Here is a 22,749-nt window from a genome sequence, read left to right as displayed (position 1 = left end):
CCACGCACGCATGGCTTTCGAACCGCCGCAGCGGCTTGTACGGGCGCTCGGCGAGATGCCGGAGACGGCGCAGGACGAGGACTGGCTGGGGCAGTTGCCCCGACTCACCGAGGCCGCGCTCTCCCGGCGCGGGGTACGCGCCCAGCGGGTCCAGGCGCCCGGCGGCCGCAGCAGCCTGGTGGTCCTCGTCACGTACGCGGACGGGACCCCGGCCGCGCTGAAGCTGGCGCCGCCGCACGCCCGGCCCGACCGGGAACTGGCCGCGCTGGCCCACTGGGGCGGTTTCGGCGCCGTACGGATCCTCGACACCCGGCATCACGAGGACGACGGGGCGCTGTTGCTGGAGCGGCTGCACCCGGAGGTGTCGCTGCGGTCGCTGCCGGAGGCGAAGGCGCTGCTGGAGGCCAGCGGCACCCTGCGCAGGCTGTGGGTGGCCCCGCCGGCCGGGCACGTCTGGGAGACGGTGGCGGAGCGCACCGGGCAGCAGTCGGGGGCCCTGCGGGCGGCCCCGGCGGAGGTGCGGGCCCTGGCCGACACGGCTCTGGCGATGCGTGCGGAACTGGTCGCCGCCCCGTCGGAGGAGCTGCTGCTGCTGCACGGCAACTTCCGGCAGGGCAAGGTCCTCGCGGGCGAGCGGGCGCCGTGGCTGACGGTGGGCCCCGACCCGCTGGTCGGCGAGCGGGCGTACGACCTGGCGCGGCTGGTCCGGGACCGGCTGGAGGACCAGGTGGCCTCCTCGGCGGGGGCGGCGGGCGCCCGGCGCCGGGTGAACAAGCTGGCCGACGCCCTGGAGGTGGACCGGGACCGGCTGCGGGGCTGGACGCTGTTCCGGGCCGTGGAGTCGGGCAACCGGGCCCTGGCCGCCGGGCGGCGCCGGGACGCGGAGCTGCTGCTGGAGTTCGCGGCCTGGCTGTAGGGCATACCGTAGATAGGAAGGTATGTCCGGCAGGGGGCCGTCATGGTCGAAGAACTGCTGACAGCGGCGATCGCCGCGGGTGTGGGCGTCGCGGTCTACGTGGGCGCGGCGGCCCGGGTGGTGAAGCAGTACGAGCGGGGCCTGGTCTTCCGCTTCGGCAGGCTGCGTGAGGAGATACGGCCTCCCGGCTTCGCGATGGTCGTTCCGGTCATCGACCGGCTCCACAAGGTGAACATGCAGATCGTGACGCTGCCGGTGCCCGCGCAGGAGGGCATCACCCGGGACAACGTCACCGTGCGGGTGGACGCGGTGGTGTACTTCAAGGTCGTCGACCCGGCGAGCGCGATCGTGGCGGTGGAGGACTACCGGTTCGCGGTCTCGCAGATGGCGCAGACCTCGCTCAGGTCGATCATCGGAAAGTCCGACCTGGACGATCTGCTGTCCAACCGGGAGATGCTGAACCAGGGTCTGGAGCTGATGATCGACAGCCCGGCGGTGGGCTGGGGCGTGCAGATCGACCGCGTCGAGATCAAGGACGTCTCCCTGCCGGAGACGATGAAGCGGTCGATGGCCCGGCAGGCGGAGGCCGACCGTGAGCGGCGGGCGCGCGTGATCAACGCCGATGCGGAGCTGCAGGCCTCGCACAAGCTGGCCGAGGCGGCGGAGGTCATGTCGGAGCAGCCGGCGGCGCTGCAGCTGCGGCTGCTGCAGACCGTCGTGGCGGTCGCCGCCGAGAAGAACTCGACGCTGGTGCTGCCGTTTCCGGTGGAACTGCTGCGGTTCCTGGAACGCGCGGCTCCGTCGCCTCCGGCGACGGCGGCGCCCGAAGAACCGGCCCCGGCCGGCCCGGCTTCCGAAGGCCCCGGGCCGACCGAGGTCGCCGACGCGGCGGGCGACGCCCCGGCCGAGCTCGACGGCCCGGAGCCCGGCCTGATGCTGGACGCGCCGCCGCCGCCCGACCCGGACGAGCCGCGCGCGTAGTGCACCGGACGCGGCCGGGCCGGGCCCGGCCGCGTCCGCGCGGGTCAGCGCGTCGTCAGGCGGGACAGGGCTTCGGCCAGGGGGAGTTCCTCGCGGGTGCCGGACGCGCGGTCCTGGAGCTCCACCACCGACTCCGCGGAGCGTCGGCCCGCCACGAGGATCCACGGCACGCCGATCAGCTCCGCGTCCGTGAGCTTCACACCGGGTGACAGCCCGGGCCGGTCGTCCAGCAGGACCCGCAGGCCGGAGCCGGCCAGGGCGGTCGCCGCCTCCTCCGCCAGCGCCAGCGGCACGGCCTTGCCCGCGGCCACCACGTGGACGTCGGCCGGGGCCACCGCCGCCGGCCAGCACAGCCCCCGCTCGTCCGCCGTCTGCTCGGCGAGCGCGGCCACCGCCCGCGAGACGCCGATGCCGTAGGAGCCCATGGTGACGCGGACCGGCTTGCCCTCCTTGCCGAGGACGTCGAGGCCGAAGGCGTCGGCGTACTTGCGGCCCAGCTGGAAGATGTGGCCGATCTCGATGGCCCGGTCCAGGCGCAGTCCGGCCCCGCAGTTCGGGCAGGGGTCACCGGGCTCGACGACCACCACGTCGAGGTACTGGTCCACCTCGAAGTCGCGGCCGCAGACGACGTTGCGCGCGTGCGTGTCCACCCGGTTGGCCCCGGTCACCCAGGCGGTGCCGGGCGCGACCCGCGGGTCGGCGAGGTAGCGGACCTTGTCCAGGCCCTGCGGGCCCACGTAGCCGCGGACGAGGTCGGGCCGGTCCGTGAAGTCCTCGGCCGTGACCAGTTCGACCACCGCCGGGGCCAGGTGCTCGCCCAGCTTGCCGAGGTCCACCTCGCGGTCCCCCGGGACGCCCACGGCCACGATCTCGCCGTCCACCTTCACGAGGAGGTTCTTCAGGGTCGCCGAGGCGGGGACGCCCAGGTGCGCCGCGAGGGTCTCGATGGTGGGGGTGTCCGGGGTGTCCACCTCCTCCGGCAGCGGGTGCTCCGCGGCCACCGGGGTCAGGGCGAAGGTCACGGCCTCCGTGTTGGCCGCGTAGTCGCAGGACGGGCAGTCGACGAAGGTGTCCTCGCCGGCCCCGGCCGGGGCCAGGAACTCCTCCGACGCCGAGCCGCCCATCGCCCCCGACACCGCCGAGACGATCCGGTGGTCGAGGCCGAGCCGCTCGAAGATGCGGACGTACGCCTCGCGGTGGAGCCGGTAGGACTCCTCCAGCCCCTCGTCGGACACGTCGAAGGAGTACGAGTCCTTCATCTGGAACTCGCGCCCGCGCAGCACGCCGGACCGGGGCCGCGCCTCGTCCCGGTACTTGGTCTGGATCTGGTACAGCATGACCGGCAGGTCCTTGTACGAGGTGCACTGGTCCTTCACGACCAGGGTGAAGATCTCCTCGTGGGTGGGGCCGAGGAGGTAGTCGGCGCCCTTGCGGTCCTTGAGCCGGAAGAGCAGGTCCCCGTACTCCGACCAGCGCCCGCTGACCTCGTACGGCTCCTTCGGCAGCAGCGCCGGCAGCAGCACCTCCTGGGCGCCGATGGCGTCCATCTCCTCGCGGACGACGCGCGAGACGTTGTCGAGGACCCGCTTGCCGAGCGGCAGCCACGTCCACACCCCGGCCGAGCTGCGCCGGACGTAGCCGGCGCGGACCAGGAGCCGGTGGCTGAGGGTTTCGGCGTCGGCCGGGTCCTCGCGGAGGGTCTTGGCCATGAGACGGGACATGCGCTGCACGTGTTGCGTAGACATGCCGGGAGGTTACCGGGGGCCGCGCGGGCCCCGGTAATCAATTCAGTGCCTGCTCAGCGGCAGTGTGGCGCCCATGACGGCGTACGGGAGGCTCGCGCTCGGGAAGTGGACCTGGCGGGCGAGGTCGGTGTAGCCGAGGGCCCGGTAGAGCCCTCGGGCGGGGCTCTCGGTGTCGATGGCGGAGAGGATCGAGCGGGGCTCGACGGCGTCGTCGGTGATCCGGGTGATCAGCTCGCGGCCCACTCCGTGGCCCTGGAAGCCGGGGTGGACGTGCAGTTCGGTGATCACGAAGGAGTCGTCGAGCCAGCCCTCGTGTCCGCCGGCGCGCAGGTAGGGCTCGACGATCGTGGACCACCAGTGGCTCCGGTCGTTCGGCATCCCGTAGACGAAGCCGGTGAGGGCCCCGTCCTCGGCGAAGGCCCCGAGGGCGCGGGCGCCGCGGCAGGTCATGTGGCGCTGGACGATGTAGCGCCGGATGCCCACCTCGTCCTCGCTGAGGCCGAAGGCGACGGCCTGCACGCGCAGGGCCTCGTCCACGCGGGCGGCGAGGTCGAGGGGGCCGATGCGGACTCCGGAAGGCAGCATGCGGCGACCTTACTTCGCGGTAGGGGCGGGCCGGAATGCCATCGGCGGGGTCCGGGGGCCGCCTTTTCGATCAGGGCGGCCGGGAACCGGTGGCCCGCTCGGAGCGGCGGGCTCAGAACAGCACGCTCATGAACGCGCCGACCTCGCGGAAGCCGACCCGCCGGTAGGCGGCCCGCGCGGCGGTGTTGAAGTCGTTGACGTAGAGGCTGACCACGGGAGCGACGTCCCGCAGCGCGTACGCGACGACGGCGGCCATCCCGGTCTCCGAGTGCCCGCGGCCGCGGAACTCGGGGGCCACCCACACGCCCTGGATCTGGCAGGCCCGCGCGGTGGCGGCGCCGATCTCCGCCTTGAAGACGACCTTGCCGTCGTCGACGTGCGCGAAGGACCGGCCGGCGGCGACGAGCTCGGCGACGCGGGCCTGGTAGAGCAGCCCGCCGTCGCCGGCCATCGGCGAGATGCCGACCTCCTCGGTGAACATGGCCACGCAGGCGGGCATGATCAGGTCCATCTCGTCCTTGCGGACCCGGCGGACCCGCGGGTCGGCCTCGACGGTGGCGGACGGGCGCTCGATGACCATGAGCGGCTGGTGGGAGCGGACCTCGCGGGCCGGTCCCCAGCTGGGCTCCAGGAGCTGCCACAGCAGCCGGGTGGCCTCGGCGGGGCCGACGATGGACGAGCAGCGGCGGCCGGTGCGGCGGGCGCGGTCGGCGAAGGCGCGTACGGCGTCGGGCTCGGCGCAGACGGGGACCAGGTTGGCGCCGGCGTAGCAGAGCGAGCGGAGCTCGCCGTCGGCGTACCAGCCCCACATCTCGCCGCCCAGGCGCCAAGGGTCGAGTCCGGCGACCTGGACCCGGGAGGTGACGAAGGCGTTCTCGACCGGCTCGCGTCCGAGGATGTCGAGCGCGGCGTCGAGATCACTGGGCTCAAGGACCCGGGTGGTGGTCTGCGTCAACACTGGGGCCTCACCATGCAAGTCTGCTGATCTCCGCACTGTACCCGGCGATGCCTGGCGATGCCGCGTCGCAGGTCACGAAAAGGCCCCGGCCCCGCCCGCGAACTGCGGGAACGGGGCCGGGGCCACTGATCGGGCCGGGTCCGCAGGATCAGACTCCGATGGCGACGCTGGGCTCGCCGCTCGGGACGCCGTCCTTCTCCATCTGCTCGGCGATCTTCATCGCCTCTTCGATGAGGGTCTCCACGATCTTCGACTCGGGGACGGTCTTGATGACCTCGCCCTTGACGAAGATCTGGCCCTTGCCGTTGCCGGAGGCGACGCCGAGGTCGGCCTCACGGGCCTCGCCGGGGCCGTTGACGACGCAGCCCATGACCGCGACGCGCAGCGGGACCTCCATGCCCTCCAGGCCCGCCGTGACCTCCTCGGCCAGCTTGTAGACGTCCACCTGCGCGCGCCCGCAGGACGGGCAGGAGACGATCTCCAGGCGGCGGGGCTTGAGGTTGAGCGACTCCAGGATCTGGATGCCGACCTTGATCTCCTCGACCGGCGGGGCCGAGAGGGAGACGCGGATGGTGTCGCCGATGCCCTCGGAGAGCAGCGCGCCGAAGGCGACGGCGGACTTGATGGTGCCCTGGAAGGCGGGGCCGGCCTCGGTGACGCCCAGGTGCAGCGGGTAGTCACAGGCGGCGGCCAGCTGGCGGTAGGCGTTGACCATGACGACCGGGTCGTTGTGCTTGACCGAGATCTTGATGTCGCTGAAGCCGTGCTCCTCGAAGAGGGAGGCCTCCCAGAGCGCGGACTCGACCAGCGCCTCGGGGGTGGCCTTGCCGTACTTCTTCAGCAGTCGCGCGTCGAGGGAGCCCGCGTTGACACCGATCCGGATCGGGGTGCCCGCGTCCTTGGCGGCCCGCGCGATCTCCTTGACCTTGTCGTCGAACTGCTTGATGTTGCCCGGGTTCACGCGGACCGCGGCGCAGCCGGCGTCGATCGCGGCGAACACGTACTTGGGCTGGAAGTGGATGTCGGCGATCACCGGGATCTGCGACTTCTTCGCGATGACCGCGAGCGCGTCGGCGTCGTCCTGCGTCGGGCAGGCCACGCGGACGATGTCGCAGCCGGAGGCGGTCAGCTCGGCGATCTGCTGGAGCGTCGCCCCGATGTCCGAGGTCCTGGTGGTGGTCATCGACTGCACGGAGATCTGTGCGTCGCCACCGACGGCGACCTTGCCGACCTGGATCTTGCGGCTGACCCTGCGGTCGGCAAGCTTCGTCGGCACGGCCGGCATTCCGAGAGAGATGGCAGTCATCTGCTGTGCAACCCCAAGGTGTGGATCAAGGTCCCGAATTCGGCGGGCTCCAGGCTTCGAGATTACGCCAACCACGGGACGCCCCGTGCATCCGAGGGGGGTGAGCCACCCGAACGTAGGGAGCCGGGCACGATGTGTGCCCGGCTCCCGTGGATGCGCGGTGGTGCCCCGCGCCCGACTAGGTGATCTTGATGGGGTTCACCACGTCCGCGACCATCACCAGCAGGGTGAAGCAGATGAACAGACCGGCGACCACGTACGCGACGGGCATCAGCTTCGCCACGTCGAAGGGGCCGGGGTCGGGTCGCCGGAAGACCCGCGCGACGTTGCGCCGGAGCGACTCCCACAGGGCGCCGGCGATGTGGCCGCCGTCGAGCGGGAGCAGCGGCAGCATGTTGAAGAGGAACAGCGAGAGGTTGAAGCCGGCCAGCAGGTTGAGGAAGAACACCAGCTGGTGCTGGGCGGGGATGTCGAGGGTGAAGATCTCACCGCTGACCCGCGCCGCGCCGACGACGCCCATCGGGCTGTCCTGCTTGCGCTCGGCGCCGTTGAAGGCGGCGTTCCACAGGTCCGGGACCTTGGACGGCAGCTGGACCAGCGACTGCACGCCGGCCTCCATCATCTCGCCCATGCGGTCGACGGACTGGCCGAAGGACTGCGGGACGTAGCCGGAGGCGGGGGCGAAGCCGAGGAAGCCGGCGGTGACGTACTCGTCCTTGACGTAGCGGCCGTTGCCGTCGGTCTTGGCGACCTTGTTCTCGATCAGGTTCGCCGTGAGGTCCAGGCGCTGCCCGGCCCGTTCCACCGTGATCGTGGCGGGGCCGACGGTGGCGCGGATGTCCTTCTGCAGGGCGGACCAGTCCCCCACCGCGCGGCCGTCGAAGGCGACGATCTTGTCGCCCGCCTTCAGGCCCGCCGCCTTGGCGGGGGCGGCCGGGTCGCCGGGGGCGCACTTGTCGCGCCTCTCGCTCTGCTGGATGACGCAGTCCGAGACGGTGGCGACCGAGGTGGTCTGGGTGTTCAGCCCGAAGGTCATCAGCGTGGTGAGGAAGATCGCCACGGCCAGGACCAGGTTCATGAAGGGGCCGGCGAACATCACGATCACGCGCTTCCACGGCGTGCGCGTGTAGAAGAGCCGGCTCTCGTCCCCGGGCTGGAGCTCCTCGTACGCGGCCGAGCGCGCGTCCTCGATCATCGAGCGGAACGGCGAGGTGGAGCGGGCGGTGACCTTGCCGTCCTCACCGGGCGGGAACATCCCGATCATGCGGATGTAGCCGCCCATGGGGATGGCCTTGATCCCGTACTCGGTCTCGCCCCTGCGCCGCGACCAGACGGTCGGGCCGAAGCCCACCATGTACTGCGGCACGCGGATGCCGAAGAGCTTGGCCGTGGACAGGTGCCCCAGCTCGTGCCACGCGATCGAGACCAGCAGGCCGACCGCGAAGACCACGACCCCGAGCACCGTCATCAGTAGTGTCATGCGCGCGCCTCCACGGCGGCTCGCGCCGCCCTCTCCCGCGCCCGGGCCCTGGCCCAGGCCTCGGCTTCAAGGACGTCCTGGACGGTCAGGGAAGTTCCCGACTCCGGTGTCCCGTGCTCGTCTACCACGGCAGAGACGGTATCCATGATTGCTGTGAACGGCAGCCGCCCGGCCAGGAACGCCTCCACGCACTCCTCGTTGGCCGCGTTGAACACGGCCGGGGCGGTGCCGCCGAGGGTGCCCACGTGCCGGGCCAGGCCCACGGCGGGGAAGGCCTCGGTGTCCAGGGGGAAGAACTCCCAGGTGGAGGCCTTGGTCCAGTCGAAGGCGGGGGCCGCGTCCGGGATCCGCTGGGGCCAGCCGAGGCCGATCGCGATGGGGCCGCGCATGTCCGGCGGGGTCGCCTGGGCGAGCGTGGAGCCGTCCGTGAACTCCACCATCGAGTGCACGTAGGACTGCGGATGGACCACGACCTCGATGCGGTCGAAGGGGATGTCGTAGAGCAGGTGCGCCTCGATGACCTCCAGCCCCTTGTTGACCAGGGTGGCGCTGTTGACCGTGATCACCGGGCCCATGGCCCAGGTGGGGTGCGCGAGGGCGTCCTCGACGGTGACGTGTCCGAGCTCGGCGCGGGTGCGGCCGCGGAAGGGCCCGCCGGAGGCGGTGACCACGAGCTTGCGGACGTCGGCCCGGGTGCCGGCGGCGAGCGCCTGGAACAGCGCCGCGTGCTCGGAGTCCACCGGGATGATCTGGCCGGGCTGCGCGAGGGCCTTGACCAGCGGGCCGCCGACGATCAGCGACTCCTTGTTGGCCAGGGCGAGGGTGCGGCCCGCGCGCAGGGCGGCGAGGGTCGGCGCGAGGCCGATGGAGCCGGTGATGCCGTTGAGGACGGTGTGGCACTCGGAGGCGGCGAGCTCGGTCGCGGCGTCCGGTCCGGCCAGGACCTCGGGCAGCGGCTCGGAGGGACCGTACTGGGCGCTCAGCGCCTCTTTCAGGGCCGGTACGACGTCCTCGCGGGCGACGGCCACCGTCTTGACCCGCAGCAGCCGGGCCTGCTCGGCCAGCAGCCCGACCCGTCCGCCGGCGGCGGACAGTGCGGTGACCCGGAACCGGTCCGGGTTGCGCAGGGCGAGGTCGATCGCCTGCGTGCCGATGGATCCGGTGGACCCGAGGATGACGATGTCCCGGAGGCCGGCCGCGGGGTCGAAGAGGAGGTGCGGATCGGCGAGGGGGGCTGGGCGGTCGCTCATGCCCCCCATTGTTGCCGGAAGTCAGGAGCGGCCGGACACGGAGCCCCCTTCCGTGACGCGGAGCAGCAGGTGCGGGAGCGTTCCGGCGAAGTCCGGGAGGGTGCGGGCCACCCGCCACCAGGCGTCCGGGTCCTCGCCGAGGGCCGCGGCGAACAGCCGGTCGGCCTCGGCGTGGGCGGCGAGAACGGCCTCGGGGTGGTCGTGCCGGTCGGGGTGGTCCACCTCGCCGAGCCAGTGGTCCTCGTCGAGGGCCCAGCAGGCCGGCAGCTTGTGCCGGATCACGTCGATGCCGGTGAGCAGGCCGCGGTCGAGGCAGTCGCGCACCCAGCGGATGTCCTCCTCGACGCTGTCCATCGGGACGGCGAGGCTCGCCAGGGCCAGCTCGCGCTCCACCTCGCCGGGCGGCTCGGCGGCCGCCGGGGCCAGGTGGCGCACCGCCCGGGTGAGCTCGGGGCCCGGCTGCCGCGCGTCGGCCGGCTCGGGCAGGGTCCCGTCGGTCACGGCGGCCACGAGCGCGGGCAGCGGACCGGGGTGGTCGGGGGCGTGCCTGAGCAGCTCCGCCCACAGGCGCGGGTCGTCGCCCAGCGGGCGCAGGGCCCGCATCACGGCCGTCTGCATGTCGGCCTGTTCGGGCAGGGTCCAGCGCAGGGACCGGAGGGCGGGGAGGTGGCCGAGGAGCAGGGTGTGGTGTGCGGGGGCCACGTGGGCGACGAGTTCCTCGTGCGTGACGCGGCCCATCCGCACGGCGCGGACGGCGGGCCGGTGCCAGGAGCGCTCGTCCGGCGCCGAGGTGGCGAGCAGCCCGCGGACGGTCTCCGGGGGCAGGTCCTCGACGAGGAGCAGGGCCTCGACGGAGCCGGCGGGCAGGGGCCGGCGCCGGTGCTCGGCGAGCAGCAGTTCGGGATCCGGGCGGTGGCGCAGCGCCAGGATGTCCAGCGGGACTCGGGGGCCGCGCCGGCCGTGGCGGCGCAGCAGGCCGATCAGTTCGGCGGCGGTGAGGGGCTCCTCGCCGGGGTCCCGGCCGAGCTCGGCGCGGAGCACGGGCAGGAGTTCCGGCGGGGTCCGGCGGCGGGCGTAGCGGGCGGGTCCGGGCAGGCCGGGAAGCGGCCGGCCGACGACGCGGGGATTGCGGGCGATGTAACTCCGGTCGGTCGCGCCGCCGTGGCGCAGGAGCAGGGTGACCGTCGAGGCCGCCAGCCATTCGTCCCGGCACAGGTACTTGAGGGCGGGCCCGTCGAGCCGGCCGGTCATGTCGGTGACGACGTGGTCCGGTGCGTGGCGCAGCAGGTGCGCCACGCACCAGGCCAGCCGTCGGCTGGTGCGGTCTTCCTCGGCCGTCGGCATCGTTCTCGTCCGCCTCGCGCTGTGCTCGTACGCGTACCAGTACTCGTACTCATCCTCGTACGTCTGTCCGACGTCCGGCGATGATCGCAGGTCAGCGGATGGGGCGGTGCACGTTTTTCCGAGTGGAGGGTCCGGGGGCGGCGTCCGCGATCCAGGGGCCGTCGCCGGAGGGGTCGAGGACGCCTTCCTCCAGCCAGGCGTACGTGCCGGTGAGGACTCCGGCGACGACCTTGCGGTCGAGGTCGTCGGTGTTGGCCCAGAGCCGGCCGAAGAGCTCCTCGACGCGCAGTCGGGACTGCTCGCAGAAGGCGTCGGCCAGCTGGTACGCCTCGCGGCCGTGCTCGCCGGTGGCGCGCAGGTGCTCGGCGCGGACGCAGGCCGCGCTCATCGCGAAGAGCTCGGCGCCGATGTCGACGATCCGGCCGAGGAAGCCCTGTTTGGTCTCCATGCGGCCCTGCCAGCGGGACATGGCGTAGAAGGTGGACCGGGCGAGCTTGCGGGCGCTGCGTTCCACGTAGCGCAGGTGGGTGGAGAGGTCGGGGTGGCCGCCGGGGTGGAAGGCGCGGTAGGTGCCGGGGACCTGGCCGGGGCCGGCGGCCAGCTTGGGCAGCCAGCGGGCGTAGAACCCGGCGGCCCGGGCGCCCGCCTTCGCCTTGTCGCCGAGGGCCTTGTCGGGGTCGATGAGGTCGCCGGCCACCGAGAGGTGGGCGTCGACGGCCTCGCGGGCGATCAGCAGGTGCATGATCTCCGTCGAGCCCTCGAAGATCCGGTTGATCCGCAGGTCGCGGAGCATCTGCTCGGCGGGGACGGCGCGCTCGCCGCGGGCGGCCAACGACTCGGCGGTCTCGAAGCCGCGTCCGCCGCGGATCTGGACCAGCTCGTCGGCCATCAGGCAGGCCATCTCGGAGCCGTAGAGCTTGGCGAGGGCGGCCTCGATGCGGATGTCGTTGCGGTCCTCGTCGGCCATCTGGGAGGCGAGGTCCACGACCGCTTCCAGGGCGAAGGTGGTGGCGGCGATGAAGGAGATCTTGGCGCCGACCGCCTCGTGCCGGGCGACGGGCCGGCCCCACTGTTCGCGTACGGAGGACCATTCGCGGGCGATCTTCAGGCACCACTTCCCGGCGCCGACGCACATGGCGGGGAGCGACAGCCGTCCGGTGTTGAGGGTGGTCAGGGCGATCTTGAGGCCGGCGCCCTCGGCGCCGATGCGCTGGGCGGCCGGGACCCGTACGCCGTGGAAGCGGGTGACGCCGTTCTCCAGGCCGCGCAGGCCCATGAAGGCGTTGCGGTGCTCGACGGTGATGCCCGGGGAGTCGGCCTCGACGACGAAGGCGGTGATCCCGCCGCGGTGGTTCTCCGACTTCGGGACGCGGGCCATCACGACGAGGAGGTCCGCGACGACCCCGTTGGTGGTCCACAGCTTCACCCCGTCGAGGACGTACGCGTCCTCCCCGTCCGGGACGGCGGTGGTGGCCAGCCGCGCCGGGTCGGAGCCGACGTCGGGTTCGGTGAGCAGGAAGGCGCTGATCGCGGTGGTGGCGCAGCGCGGCAGGTAGGCGTCCTTCTGTTCCTGCGTGCCGAACATCTTCAGCGGCTGCGGTACGCCGATCGACTGGTGGGCGGAGAGCAGGGCGCCGATGGCCGGGCTGACCGAGCCGACGAGGGCGAGCGCCTTGTTGTAGTAGACCTGGGTGAGGCCGAGCCCCCCGTACTTGGGGTCGATCTTCATGCCGAGGGCGCCGAGCTCCTTGAGCCCGCGCACGGTCTCGTCGGGGATCCGCGCCTCGCGCTCGATGCGGGCGCCGTCGATCTCGGTCTCGCAGAAGGTCCGCAGCCGGGCGAGGAAGGCCTCGCCGCGCCGGACGTCCTCGTCGGCGGGCAGGGGGTGGGGATGGATCAGGTCGAGCCGGAACCGTCCGAGGAAGAGTTCCTTGGCGAAACTGGGTTTGCGCCAGTCCTGTTCCCGGGCCGCTTCCGCGACCTGCCGTGCCTCGCGCTCGGTCACCTTGGGCTGCGTGCCGCCGGGCTGTACGGGCTGTGCGGGCTGTGCTGGCTGTGCGGGCTGTGTTGCGGACATGAGGGGACTCACCTCGCCGCCGGAGTCGGGGGGTTCAAGGGATTACCAGCCGGTGCTACCTGTGAGTCGTACCCCAAGTCGGCGGGATGGAAAAGGGGAACGGCCGGGGCCCCCGCGCACCGGCGTCTCGACACCCCTTCTGACCTGCGCTTTCTCGTCGCCCTGCGGGGGCGCGGCGGAGCCTGGGCCGGCATCTTCACTCATCTGTCCGAATCCCCCCGGGTGCGGCGGCCGTCCGACCGGGGACTTTCATGATCGAACAGGGCTGACGGGCGCCTCCTCCTGGCTACGATGGAAACGCCGGGGCCCCTCGGCTCCCGGCCGAAGAGAAGGGCCCCATGCCCGCCGACGATGTCCAGCCCGGCGTCCGCCCGACCGACATCGCCGCCCTCCGACCGCAGGCACCGCGCCCGCGGTGGTCGTTCGACGCCGACCCCGGCCGGTTCCGGCTGGCCGCCGAGGCGCTGCGGATGCGGCACGCGGGCCTGTCGGACCCCATGGCGGCGGTGGAGAGCAGCGACATCGACCCCCTGCCCCACCAGATCCGCGCCGTCTACGGCTCCCTGCTGGCCCGGCCCGGCTCCCTGCGCTTCCTGCTCGCGGACGACCCGGGGGCCGGAAAGACGATCATGGCCGGCCTGTACCTCAAGGAACTGCTGCTCCGCGGCGACGTGCAGCGCTGCCTGATCGTCGCGCCCGGTGGCCTGGTCGAGCAGTGGCAGACCGAACTCGCGGAGCGGTTCGGGATCGAGATGACGGTCCTCAGCCGCGAGCGCGCCGCGGCCGACCGCGACGGCGACCCGTTCCGCCACCACCCGATGCTGCTCGCCCGCATGGACCAGCTGGCCCGCAACGACGAGTGGCGGGCGCTGCTCGCCGGGTCGCAGTGGGACCTCGTCGTCGTGGACGAGGCCCACCGGATGAGCGCCTCCTGGTCCGGCGGCGAACTCAAGCGCACCCGCCGCTACGAACTGGGCCGGCTGCTCGGCGGGATCACCCGGCACTACCTGCTGATGACGGCGACCCCGCACTCCGGGTCGGAGGCCGACTTCCAGACCTTCCTCGCCCTGCTGGACCCCGACCGCTACGCCGGCCGGTACCGCGAGGGCGTGCACTCCACCGACACCACCGGGCTGATGCGCCGGACGGTCAAGGAGGACCTCCTCACCTTCGAGGGCAGGCCGCTCTTTCCCGAGCGGGTGGCGGAGACCGTCGCGTACACGCTCTCGCCGCAGGAGATGCTGCTGTACGAAGAGGTCACCGCGTACGTGCGCACGGAGATGAACCGGGCCGAGCAGGCCGACGGCAGGCGGCGTACGGTCGGCTTCGCGCTCACCGTCATGCAGCGGCGCCTCGCGTCCAGTCCCGAGGCGATCCACCGGTCGATCCAGCGCCGCATCGCCCGCCTGCGCGACCACCGTGAGCAGACCCCGGCGGGCCCGTTCGTCCCCCCGTCCGGGACGCCTTCCTTCGACCCGGACGACTTCGACCCCGACGAGCTGGGCTGCGCCGAGCTGGAGCAGTTGGAGAACGAGGTCCTGGACTCCGCGACCGCCGCGCGCACCGCGGCCGAGCTGGACGCCGAGCTCGCGGCCCTGGCACGCCTGGAGGAGATCGCCCGGCGGGTGCGGTCCTCGGGCGAGGACCGCAAGTGGCAGGAGCTGCGCTCCCTCGTGCTGAAGGCGCGGGAGGACGGTCTGGGCGGGGCCGGGCGGGCCCCGCTCAAGCTCATCGTCTTCACCGAGCACCGCGACACCCTCGACTACCTCGCGGGCCGCGTCACCACCCTGCTGGGCGACGACGACGCCGTGCGGACGATCCACGGCGGGACGGCGCGACAGGCGCGCCGGAAGATCCGCACCGACTTCACCCACGACCCGCGGTGCCACGTCCTGATCGCCACCGACGCCGCCGGCGAGGGCCTGAACCTCCAGGCCGCCCACCTGATGGTCAACTACGACCTCCCCTGGAACCCCAACCGGATCGAGCAGCGCTTCGGACGCATCCACCGCATCGGCCAGCGGGAGGTCTGCCGGCTGTGGAACCTCGTGGCCTCCGGGACCAGGGAGGGCGAGGTCTTCCAGCGGCTGCTGACCAAGATCGAGCAGCAGCGGCGCGCCTACGGCGGCAAGGTCTTCGACGTCCTGGGAGAGAACGCCTTCGCGGACGAGCCCCTGCGCGACCTGCTCGTCCGGGCCGTCCGCTACGGCGAGCGGCCCGAGGTCCGGGCGTACCTGGACCGGGTCATCGACACGTCCGTCGCCGACGGCCTCCGGGAACTGCTCAGGGAACGCGCCCTGGCCACCCCGGAGATGGCGCCGGAGGAGCTGGCCGGGCTGCGGCGGCGGATGGACGAGGCCCGGGCCCGGCGCCTGCAGCCGCACTTCGTGCAGGCCTTCGTCATGGAGTCGCTGCGCGCCCTGGGCGGGCGGGCCGCCGCGCGGGAGAAGGACCGCTTCGAGCTGACCCGGGTGCCCGCCGCCCTGCGCGCGGGCAGGCGTACGGTCAGCCCGCGCTACGCACGCGTCACCTTCGACCCGTCCGCCGTGGTGATGACCGGCCGCCCCGACGCCGAGCTCATAGCCCCCGGTCATCCGCTGATGGACGCGATCATCAGCGAGATATTGGCCCGGTACGGCGAGGCCCTGACCCGCGGGGCCACCTTCCCGGACCGGACCGCCACCACGGCCCGGCTCGTGGTCACCCTGCTGGAAGAGGCCTCGGACGGACACGGCACCGCGATCGGCAGGAGGTTCTCGTACGTCTGTGTGGAACCGGACGGAACCGCGCGGCCGGCCGGCCCCGCCCCGTACCTCGACCTGTCCCTGCCCCCCGCCCCTGACCCCGGGCAGCGCGCCGCGCAGGCCCGTGCCGTCGCCTGCGAGCTGTCCTCGGCGTGGCTCACCGAAGGGGTGGAGAAGATCGCCCGGGACTGGGCCGTCGAGCACGGCCTGCCGGAGCACCGCGCCGACCTCGTCGCCCGCGTGCTCCCGGCCGTCGAGCGCACGCGGGGGCTCGTACGCCGGCGCCTGAGGGCCCAGATGAACTACTGGGACGGCGAGGCGATCAAGCTCGCGGAGGCGCAGGCCGCCGGCAGGAAGGTCCGCGTCTCGCCGGCCACCGCCCGCGAGCGCGCCCGGTCGCTGGAGGCCCGGCTCGAACGCCGCCTGGCCGACCTCGACCTCGAAGCCCGGGTCCACATGCACCCGCCGCAGATCATCAGCGCCGCGCTCGTCCTGCCCGCCCCGGTCGTCGCCGCCCCGGCCGGCGAACCGCCCGCCCCCGACGGCTTCGCCCTGGACACCACCGTCACCGAGCGCCGGGCCGTCGACGCCGTACTGGCCGCCGAGCGCCGGCTCGGCCGGGTGCCCGAGGAGATGCCGCACTCCCACAAGGGCTTCGACATCCGTTCCGTCATGCCCGACGGCCACCTGCTCTTCATCGAGGTGAAGGGGCGGGTGCTGGGCGCCGACACCTTCACGGTCACCACCAGCGAGGTCGCCTGCGCCAAGAACGCCGAGCCCCGCTACCGGCTCGCCCTGGTCGCCGTCGACCCGGAAACCCCGGACGGATCCGCCGATCGGGTCCGCTACGTGCTCAACCCCTTCGCCGACCTCGTCCTCGACCAGTACGTCGACGACCTGCGCCGCACCTGGAAGGCCGAGTGGGAGCGCGGGGTGGAGCCCCTCTGACGCACGACGTCCACCTCCCGCCCCCCCCGCTCGAAGACCACCCGAGGCACGGTTCGAGCGCCCCGGAAACTAAATTGAGTAGGTGAACACCGCAGTGCAGCCCGGAACGCCGTCAGGCTCCGTCCCCCGACGCAAGCTCATCGAGGTCTCCCTCCCGCTGGAGGACATCAACGCCGAGTCGGCCCGAGAGAAGTCGATCCGCCACGGGCACCCGTCCACGCTGCACCTGTGGTGGGCCCGCCGTCCCCTGGCGGCCGCACGGGCGGTGCTCTTCGCCCAGCTCGTCGACGACCCCTCCTCGCATCCCGCGCTGTTCCCCACCGAAGAGGCGCAGAAGAAGGAGCGCGAGCGCCTGCACGGCATCATCCGACGGCTCGTGGTCTGGGAGAACATCAGCGACGAGGGTCTGTACCGGGAAGCCCGCGAGGAGATCCTCAAGAGCACCGGCGGGAGTCCGCCGGCCGTCCTGGACCCCTTCGCGGGCGGCGGGACGATCCCGTTGGAGGCGCAGCGCCTGGGCCTGCCGGCGCACGCCAGCGACCTCAACCCGGTGCCGGTACTGATCAACAAGACCCTGATCGAGATCCCGCCGAAGTTCGCGGGACAGCCGCCCGTCTTCCCCGGCGCGGCGGAGGAGCTCCTGCTCCCCTGGCCCCGTGCCACCGGTCTGGCGGAGGACGTCCGCCGCTACGGCGCCTGGATGCGGGACCGCGCCCGGGCCCGGCTCGGGCACCTGTACCCCACGGCGCGGGTGCCGGTGCCGGGACCCGACGGCGAGCCCACCGGGAAGACCACCGAGGCCACCGTCATCGCGTGGGTCTGGGCCCGGACGGTGGTCTGCCCGAATCCGGCGTGCGGCATCCGGATGCCCCTGGTGCGTTCCTGGTGGCTGGGCAAGAAGAAGGGCAAGGAGGCGTACGTCGTCCCGACGGTGGTGGACGACGTGGCGGCGCCCGGCGGGCGGCGGGTGGAGTTCGGCGTCGGGCACGACCCGAAGCAGGCCCCCACCAAGACGCACGACGGGACCATGACGAGTAGCAGGGGCGCCACCTGCGTCGCCTGCGGGGGGTTCGTCGAGCTGACGGTCATCCGGTCCGAGGGAGCCGCCGGCCGGATCGGTGTCCAGCTGATGTCGGTGGTCGCGGAGGGCAACCGCCGCCGCGTCTACCTCGCCCCGGACGAGGAGCACGCGAAGGCGGCCGAGGTCCCCCGGCCGGACGACGCGCCCATGGGGTCCATCGCGACGAACCCGCGCTGGTTCTCGCCGCCCCAGTACGGTCTGACCGAGTTCTCCGACCTGTTCACCGACCGGCAGCTCACCACGCTGATGACCTTCACCGACCTGATCGCCGAGGCGCGCGAGCAGGTGCTCGCCGACGCCGTCGCCGCCGGTCTGCCCGCGGGCTCCCGGCTGGCGCAGGGCGGCACGGGCGCCGCGGCGTACGCGGACGCGGTCGCCACGTACCTCGGCCAGGCGGTGAGCCGCCTGGCCTCCACCAACTCGTCGTTGTGCCGCTGGAACTCCGCGCCGTCGAAGGAGAGCGTCTCCGACACGTTCTCCCGGCACGCCCTGCCCATGCTCTGGGACTTCGCCGAGGGGAACACGTTCTGCAAGGGACCGTGTGACATCGAGTGGAGCGCGACCTGGGTGTCCCGGGCCCTGGACATGCTTCCCGCGTCCACGCACGGCACGGTCACCCAGGCGGACGCGTCGAGCCGCGACTACACGGGCCTCCTCGTGTCGACGGACCCTCCCTACTACGACAACATCGGGTACTCCGACCTGTCGGACTTCTTCTACGTCTGGCTGCGCCGGTCCCTGCGCGGCATCCACCCGGACCTGTTCCAGACGATGCTCGTTCCCAAGGCGGAGGAGCTCGTCGCGAACCCGTACCGGCACGGGAGCAAGGAGAACGCGGAGGAGTTCTTCGAGAACGGCTTCCAGCACGTCTTCGCGCACGCCCGGGAGACGGCCTCGCCCGACTACCCCATCACCGTCTTCTACGCCTTCAAGCAGGCCGAGCTGGAGAAGGAGGGCGTCGCCTCCACCGGGTGGTCCACCTTCCTGCAGGGCATGGTCCGGGGCGGCTGGACCATCACCGCGACGTGGCCCGTCCGTTCGGAGCGCGGCGGCCGGATGATCTCGGTGGGCACCAACGCCCTGGCCTCGTCGATCGTGCTGGCCCTGCGGCCCCGCGAGACGACCGCACCCGCGACGGACCGCGCGGGATTCCTGGCGGCGCTGCACACCGAGCTGGACGAGGCGCTGCCGCGGATCCGCGAGGGCGCCATCGCGCCCGCGGACCTGCGCCAGACGATCCTCGGCCCCGGCATGGCCGTGTTCTCCCGGTTCTCCCGGGTGCTGGAGGACGACGGCTCCACGATGTCGGTGAAGACGGCGCTCGCGCTGATCAACCAGACCTTCGACTCGCTGCAGAACGAGCACGACGCCGAGCTGGACGCCGACACCCGTTTCTGCCTGGACTGGTTCCGCTCCTACGGCTGGGACACGCGCCCCTACGGTGACGCCGAGTCGCTGGCCGTCCCGCTGGGCCTGTCGGTGGACGGGATCGCCCGCGGCGGATCCCTCACCTCGGGCGCGGGGAAGGTCGCGCTGGTCAAACCGCAGGACATGGACGCCCGGTGGGTGCCGGCCCTCGACGACCGGCTGACGCTGTGGGAGGTCACCTGCCACCTGGCGCGGGCGTACGCGACCGAGGGGCGCGAGGAAGCGGCCCGGCTGATGTCCGAGGTGGCGGGCCGGGTGGACCTGGACGAGGTCAACCGCCTGGCCACCCGCCTCTACGAACTGACGGAGTCCCACGACTCCTTGACCGCCGGCCTGTTCAACGGGCTCGGCGGCGCGTGGGCGGACGTCTGCGCGACGTCGACCACGATCCGCCCGGCCGCCGTGGCCGAGATGCTCTTTGGGGAGGAGATCTGATGGCGCTGACGAACAACGAGAAGGTCCTGCGCAGCCTCGACCAGCTGATGGAGGGCATGCGCCCGTGGGTCGACATGCGCATGTCCGCCCAGGCGCCGGCCGGCAAGGACTGGATCGAGCTGATCTCGGCCGAGGACACGGCGAAGTTCGGCATCCCGAAGACGTACGCGCGGGAGGACGTGCGGTTCCTGCTGCGCATGGTCACCGAGCGCTGGAAGGTCTTCGAGAAGGACCTCTCGCGCCCGCAGTCCGCCCTGGCCTCGGAGCTGCGGGAGACGGCGAACGCCGCGCACCACGGGCAGAAGTTCTCCTCGGACGACACCTACCGCGCCCTGGACACGATCGAGCGCCTGCTGACGGTGATCGGCGCCGGTGAGGAGGCCGACGCGGTCGCCAGGATGCGCATGGAACACCAGCGGGAGGTCTTCGAGAAGCAGACCCGCAACCGGCTGATGCGCGAGGCGCAGGCGGTCAAGGTGGCCGGCATGCAGGCCGGTACGACGATCAAGCCGTGGCGCGAGGTCGTCCGGCCGCACGCCGACGTGATCCGCGGACAGTTCTCCGCCGCCGAGTTCGCCGCCGACCTGTACGCGGTGGCCCACGGGCACACCGCGGCGCCGGAGTACCTGGACCCGGCGGAGTTCTTCTCCCGTACCTACCTCACCAGCGGGCTGTCCGACCTGCTGACCCGTGCGCTCAAGCGCCTGTCCGGGGACGCCGGCGCGAGCCCGGTGGTGAACCTCCAGACCCAGTTCGGCGGCGGCAAGACGCACTCGATGCTGGCCCTGTACCACCTGTTCTCCGAGGGGCTGGCCACGAGCGCGCTGTCCCAGGGCGTGCAGGACGTCGTGCACGCCGCGCTGCCCGCGGCCGGGGACGACCCGCTGCGGTCGTTGGACGTGCGGCGGGTCACGCTGGTGGGCACGAAGCTCTCCCCGAGCCAGCCGATCGTCAAGGACGACGGCACCCGGGTCCGCACGATCTGGGGGGAGCTGGCCTGGCAGCTCGGCGGGCGCGCGGCGTACGACCGCGTCGCGATGGCCGACGCCACCGGCACCGATCCGGGTGACGCCCTCGACGCCGTCGTGCGCGACGTCGTCACCGACGGCAAGAGCGTGCTGATCCTCGTCGACGAGTGGGTGGCCTACGCCCGCCAGCTCGTGGGACGCGACGACCTGCCCGGCGGATCCTTCGCCACCCAGCACACCTTCGCCCAGCACCTGACCGAGATGGCCAAGTCCGTCCCGGGCGTCATGCTCGTGGTCTCCATCCCCGCCTCCGACTCCCTGGACAACGGCGGAGGCGGCTCGGCGCTGGAGGTGGGCGGCCCCAACGGGCACGTCGCTCTGGAGACCCTGCAGCACACCATCGGACGCAACGCCGACGACTGGCGGCCGGCGAACAACATCGAGTCCTTCGAGATCGTGCGCCGCCGCCTGTTCGAGGAACCCGATGCCGTGGCCCTCGCGGACATCTCCGCCGTGGCCAAGCAGTACGTGAAGTACTACCAGGAGAACACCGGGTTCTTCCCGCGCGAGACGACCACCGTCGAGTACGAGCAACGCATCCGGGCGGCGTACCCGATCCACCCCGAGCTGTTCGACCGGCTCTACGAGGACTGGTCGACGCTGCCGAAGTTCCAGCGCACCCGCGGTGTGCTGCGTCTGATGAGCGTGGTCATCAACGCGCTGTGGGCGGCCAACGACACCGCGCCGCTCATCACCCCGGGCGCGGTGCCCGTCCACGACACCCAGGTCTTCAGCGAGATCACCAAGTACCTCGACGACAACTGGAAGCCGGTGGTCGACAAGGACGTCGACGGCGAGGGGGCCACCCCGGTCCAGATCGACCGCGAGCGCCCCTCCTTCGGGCAGCGGGCGCTGACCCGGCGCGTCGCCCGGTCGGTGTTCATCGCGACCGTCCCGACCCTGCGCTCCGCGCACAAGGGCGTCGACATGCAGCAGCTCCGCCTGGGCACCGCGGTGCCCGGCGACGTCATCAACCACATGGGTGACGCCCGCGCCCTGCTGGGCCAGCGGGCCACGTACTTCTACGAGGAGGGCGACCGCTCCTGGTACGACCTGGCGGCCTCGGTCTCCCGGGTGGCGGCCGACCGGGCCGCCGGCTACGGCGAGGCCGACGTGCACGCCACGATCGTCGAACGCCTCAAGGCCATGGGCAAGGCGCCCAAGGCGGCCTTCGGCGCCGTGCACGCCGCGCCCCTCGACACCGGGGACGTCCCCGACTCCGAGGTCCTCAAGCTGGTGGTGCTGCACCCGCGGTTCACCTGGGGCAAGGACGCCTCCACCGCCGCGGACTTCGCCGAGCGCCTCCTCAGGGAGGCAGGCAGCGGGCAGCGGCAGCGGCGCAACATGCTCGTCATGGTCGCCGCCGACCGCGAGACCTACCCCGAACTCGAAGGCGTCGTGCGCGAGTACCGGGCCTGGCAGTCCATCGCCGACGAGGCCGAGGAGCTCGAACTCAGCGCCCAGCAGCGCAAGCAGTCCGTCACCCGGGCCCGCCAGCTGGACGCGGCCGTCGACGACCGCGTCCGCGCGGCCTTCACCGCGGCGCTGGTCCCGACCGAGGTGCCGGGCCGGAGGCCGACCATCTCCTTCACCCGTGTCGCCAAGGACGGCGGCCCCCTGGCCGAGCGCGTCACCGCGGCGCTCAGGGCCAAGGGGTGGATCACCCCCGTGCTCGGGGCCACGCTCGTGCGGATGGCCCTCGACAACGCCCTGGCCAATGCGTGGGGCAAGGGGCACGTGCGCTTCGGCGACCTGTGGTCCTGGTACACGCAGTACCCGTACCTGAAGCGGCTGCCCCACCGGCAGGTGCTCGAACAGGCCGTGCTCGGCGCCGCGGACGTCCTTCTGTGGCAGCAGGACGCCTTCGCCCTCGCCGACGGCTACGACGAGGCCTCCGGCGAATACCGGAATCTGTGGATCCACGGCGACAAGCCCGAACCCGGTTCGGTCACGGACGACACCCTCCTCGTCCAGCCGGGCCGGGCCGTGGCCCAGCGCGCGCGGGTCGTCGCCGCGCCGCCGGCCGAGCCGGCCGTCCCGGCGGCCGCCGCCCACGGCGGGGCCGGCACCCCGCAGCCGGGTACCGCCGCTCCCCACCCGGCGGGCGCCGGCCCCAAGCCCCCGCTGCCGGTGGCCCGGCAGGTCGCGCGGAGGTTCTGGGGCGTCAAGGCCCTCAACCCGAACCGCCCGGCCGCTGACTTCGCCCACATCCAGCAGGAGGTGCTCGCGCACCTCGAAGCCGCCGACGGCGTCCACCTGGAGGTCCGCATCGAGATCACCGCGACCACCGCCGACGGGTTCACGGAGCAGCAGGTGCGCACCGTCCGCGAGAACGCCGTCCAGCTGAAGTTCGAGGACAGCGGCTTCGAGGAGAACTGACAAAAAAAGAGACGGCCGGAGCCCCCGCACAGTGGGCTCCGGCCGTCGGCCTTCGGGTCGTACG

General features: G+C 72.5%; 13 protein-coding genes. 5 read left to right on the top strand and 8 right to left on the bottom strand.

Features of this window, described 5'->3' with window-relative positions:
* Positions 1 to 10: 10 nt before the first annotated feature.
* On the top strand, positions 11 to 916 hold the full coding sequence (locus tag ACFYP3_RS01870; protein WP_388825120.1) for an aminoglycoside phosphotransferase family protein: 906 nt from the start codon (positions 11 to 13) through the stop codon (positions 914 to 916).
* Positions 917 to 958: 42 nt separating this feature from the next.
* A complete protein-coding gene (locus tag ACFYP3_RS01865; RefSeq protein ID WP_388825117.1) occupies positions 959 to 1,897 on the top strand; it encodes a slipin family protein in 939 nt (312 codons plus the stop codon).
* 44 nt (positions 1,898 to 1,941) lie between these two features.
* Here ACFYP3_RS01865 and ACFYP3_RS01860 read toward each other — a convergent pair whose 3' ends face one another.
* The 8 genes from ACFYP3_RS01860 to ACFYP3_RS01825 all read right to left on the bottom strand — a co-directional run bounded on the left by ACFYP3_RS01860 (position 1,942) and on the right by ACFYP3_RS01825 (position 12,642).
* The gene (locus ACFYP3_RS01860; protein WP_388825114.1) at positions 1,942 to 3,642 is read right to left on the bottom strand and encodes a proline--tRNA ligase; all 1,701 of its coding nucleotides are present in this window, start codon (positions 3,640 to 3,642) and stop codon (positions 1,942 to 1,944) included.
* 42 nt (positions 3,643 to 3,684) lie between these two features.
* On the bottom strand, positions 3,685 to 4,227 hold the full coding sequence (locus tag ACFYP3_RS01855; RefSeq protein ID WP_388825111.1) for a GNAT family N-acetyltransferase: 543 nt from the start codon (positions 4,225 to 4,227) through the stop codon (positions 3,685 to 3,687).
* Between the two features lie 112 nt (positions 4,228 to 4,339).
* Positions 4,340 to 5,185 (bottom strand): GNAT family N-acetyltransferase, encoded by an 846-nt coding sequence (locus ACFYP3_RS01850; protein WP_388825108.1) that lies wholly within the window; start codon positions 5,183 to 5,185, stop codon positions 4,340 to 4,342.
* A 148-nt stretch (positions 5,186 to 5,333) separates the two neighbouring features.
* Entirely contained in the window at positions 5,334 to 6,491 is a 1,158-nt protein-coding gene (ispG, locus tag ACFYP3_RS01845) for a flavodoxin-dependent (E)-4-hydroxy-3-methylbut-2-enyl-diphosphate synthase (RefSeq protein ID WP_388825105.1), read from the bottom strand.
* Between the two features lie 178 nt (positions 6,492 to 6,669).
* Positions 6,670 to 7,971: a M50 family metallopeptidase gene (locus ACFYP3_RS01840; protein ID WP_388825102.1), complete on the bottom strand. Its 1,302-nt coding sequence runs from the start codon at positions 7,969 to 7,971 to the stop codon at positions 6,670 to 6,672.
* The gene (gene dxr, locus ACFYP3_RS01835) at positions 7,968 to 9,221 is read right to left on the bottom strand and encodes a 1-deoxy-D-xylulose-5-phosphate reductoisomerase (RefSeq protein ID WP_388825099.1); all 1,254 of its coding nucleotides are present in this window, start codon (positions 9,219 to 9,221) and stop codon (positions 7,968 to 7,970) included. The genes ACFYP3_RS01840 and dxr overlap by 4 nt, the downstream gene beginning before the upstream one ends.
* A gap of 21 nt (positions 9,222 to 9,242) precedes the next feature.
* The gene (locus ACFYP3_RS01830; RefSeq protein WP_388825096.1) at positions 9,243 to 10,565 is read right to left on the bottom strand and encodes a hypothetical protein; all 1,323 of its coding nucleotides are present in this window, start codon (positions 10,563 to 10,565) and stop codon (positions 9,243 to 9,245) included.
* Positions 10,566 to 10,656: 91 nt separating this feature from the next.
* A complete protein-coding gene (locus tag ACFYP3_RS01825) occupies positions 10,657 to 12,642 on the bottom strand; it encodes an acyl-CoA dehydrogenase family protein (protein ID WP_388825093.1) in 1,986 nt (661 codons plus the stop codon).
* Between the two features lie 338 nt (positions 12,643 to 12,980).
* Between ACFYP3_RS01825 and ACFYP3_RS01820 the strand changes: the two genes are divergently transcribed.
* The 3 genes from ACFYP3_RS01820 (at position 12,981) to ACFYP3_RS01810 (ending at position 22,685) form a co-directional block, all read left to right on the top strand.
* Positions 12,981 to 16,334 carry a helicase-related protein gene (locus tag ACFYP3_RS01820; RefSeq protein ID WP_388825090.1) on the top strand — a complete coding sequence of 1,118 codons (3,354 nt, stop codon included), beginning with the start codon at positions 12,981 to 12,983 and terminating at the stop codon, positions 16,332 to 16,334.
* Between the two features lie 82 nt (positions 16,335 to 16,416).
* On the top strand, positions 16,417 to 19,278 hold the full coding sequence (locus ACFYP3_RS01815) for a DUF1156 domain-containing protein (RefSeq protein ID WP_388825087.1): 2,862 nt from the start codon (positions 16,417 to 16,419) through the stop codon (positions 19,276 to 19,278).
* Positions 19,278 to 22,685 carry a Swt1 family HEPN domain-containing protein gene (locus ACFYP3_RS01810; RefSeq protein ID WP_388825084.1) on the top strand — a complete coding sequence of 1,136 codons (3,408 nt, stop codon included), beginning with the start codon at positions 19,278 to 19,280 and terminating at the stop codon, positions 22,683 to 22,685. The genes ACFYP3_RS01815 and ACFYP3_RS01810 overlap by 1 nt, the downstream gene beginning before the upstream one ends.
* Positions 22,686 to 22,749 lie beyond the last annotated feature (64 nt).

The sequence above is a fragment of the Streptomyces sp. NPDC005533 genome, from assembly GCF_042871845.1.
Classification (GTDB): Bacteria; Actinomycetota; Actinomycetes; order Streptomycetales; family Streptomycetaceae; genus Streptomyces.
This window is presented reverse-complemented; position numbering and strand designations above follow the sequence as displayed.

Coding starts and splice junctions, on each gene's coding strand:
- ACFYP3_RS01860 (WP_388825114.1), bottom strand. CDS start 3,642: ATGTCTACGCAACACGTGCAGCGCATGTCCCGTCTCATGGCCAAGACC.
- ispG (WP_388825105.1), bottom strand. CDS start 6,491: ATGACTGCCATCTCTCTCGGAATGCCGGCCGTGCCGACGAAGCTTGCC.
- ACFYP3_RS01855 (WP_388825111.1), bottom strand. CDS start 4,227: ATGCTGCCTTCCGGAGTCCGCATCGGCCCCCTCGACCTCGCCGCCCGC.
- ACFYP3_RS01830 (WP_388825096.1), bottom strand. CDS start 10,565: ATGCCGACGGCCGAGGAAGACCGCACCAGCCGACGGCTGGCCTGGTGC.
- ACFYP3_RS01870 (WP_388825120.1), top strand. CDS start 11: ATGGCTTTCGAACCGCCGCAGCGGCTTGTACGGGCGCTCGGCGAGATG.
- ACFYP3_RS01840 (WP_388825102.1), bottom strand. CDS start 7,971: ATGACACTACTGATGACGGTGCTCGGGGTCGTGGTCTTCGCGGTCGGC.
- ACFYP3_RS01820 (WP_388825090.1), top strand. CDS start 12,981: ATGCCCGCCGACGATGTCCAGCCCGGCGTCCGCCCGACCGACATCGCC.
- ACFYP3_RS01865 (WP_388825117.1), top strand. CDS start 959: ATGGTCGAAGAACTGCTGACAGCGGCGATCGCCGCGGGTGTGGGCGTC.
- dxr (WP_388825099.1), bottom strand. CDS start 9,221: ATGAGCGACCGCCCAGCCCCCCTCGCCGATCCGCACCTCCTCTTCGAC.
- ACFYP3_RS01825 (WP_388825093.1), bottom strand. CDS start 12,642: ATGTCCGCAACACAGCCCGCACAGCCAGCACAGCCCGCACAGCCCGTA.
- ACFYP3_RS01810 (WP_388825084.1), top strand. CDS start 19,278: ATGGCGCTGACGAACAACGAGAAGGTCCTGCGCAGCCTCGACCAGCTG.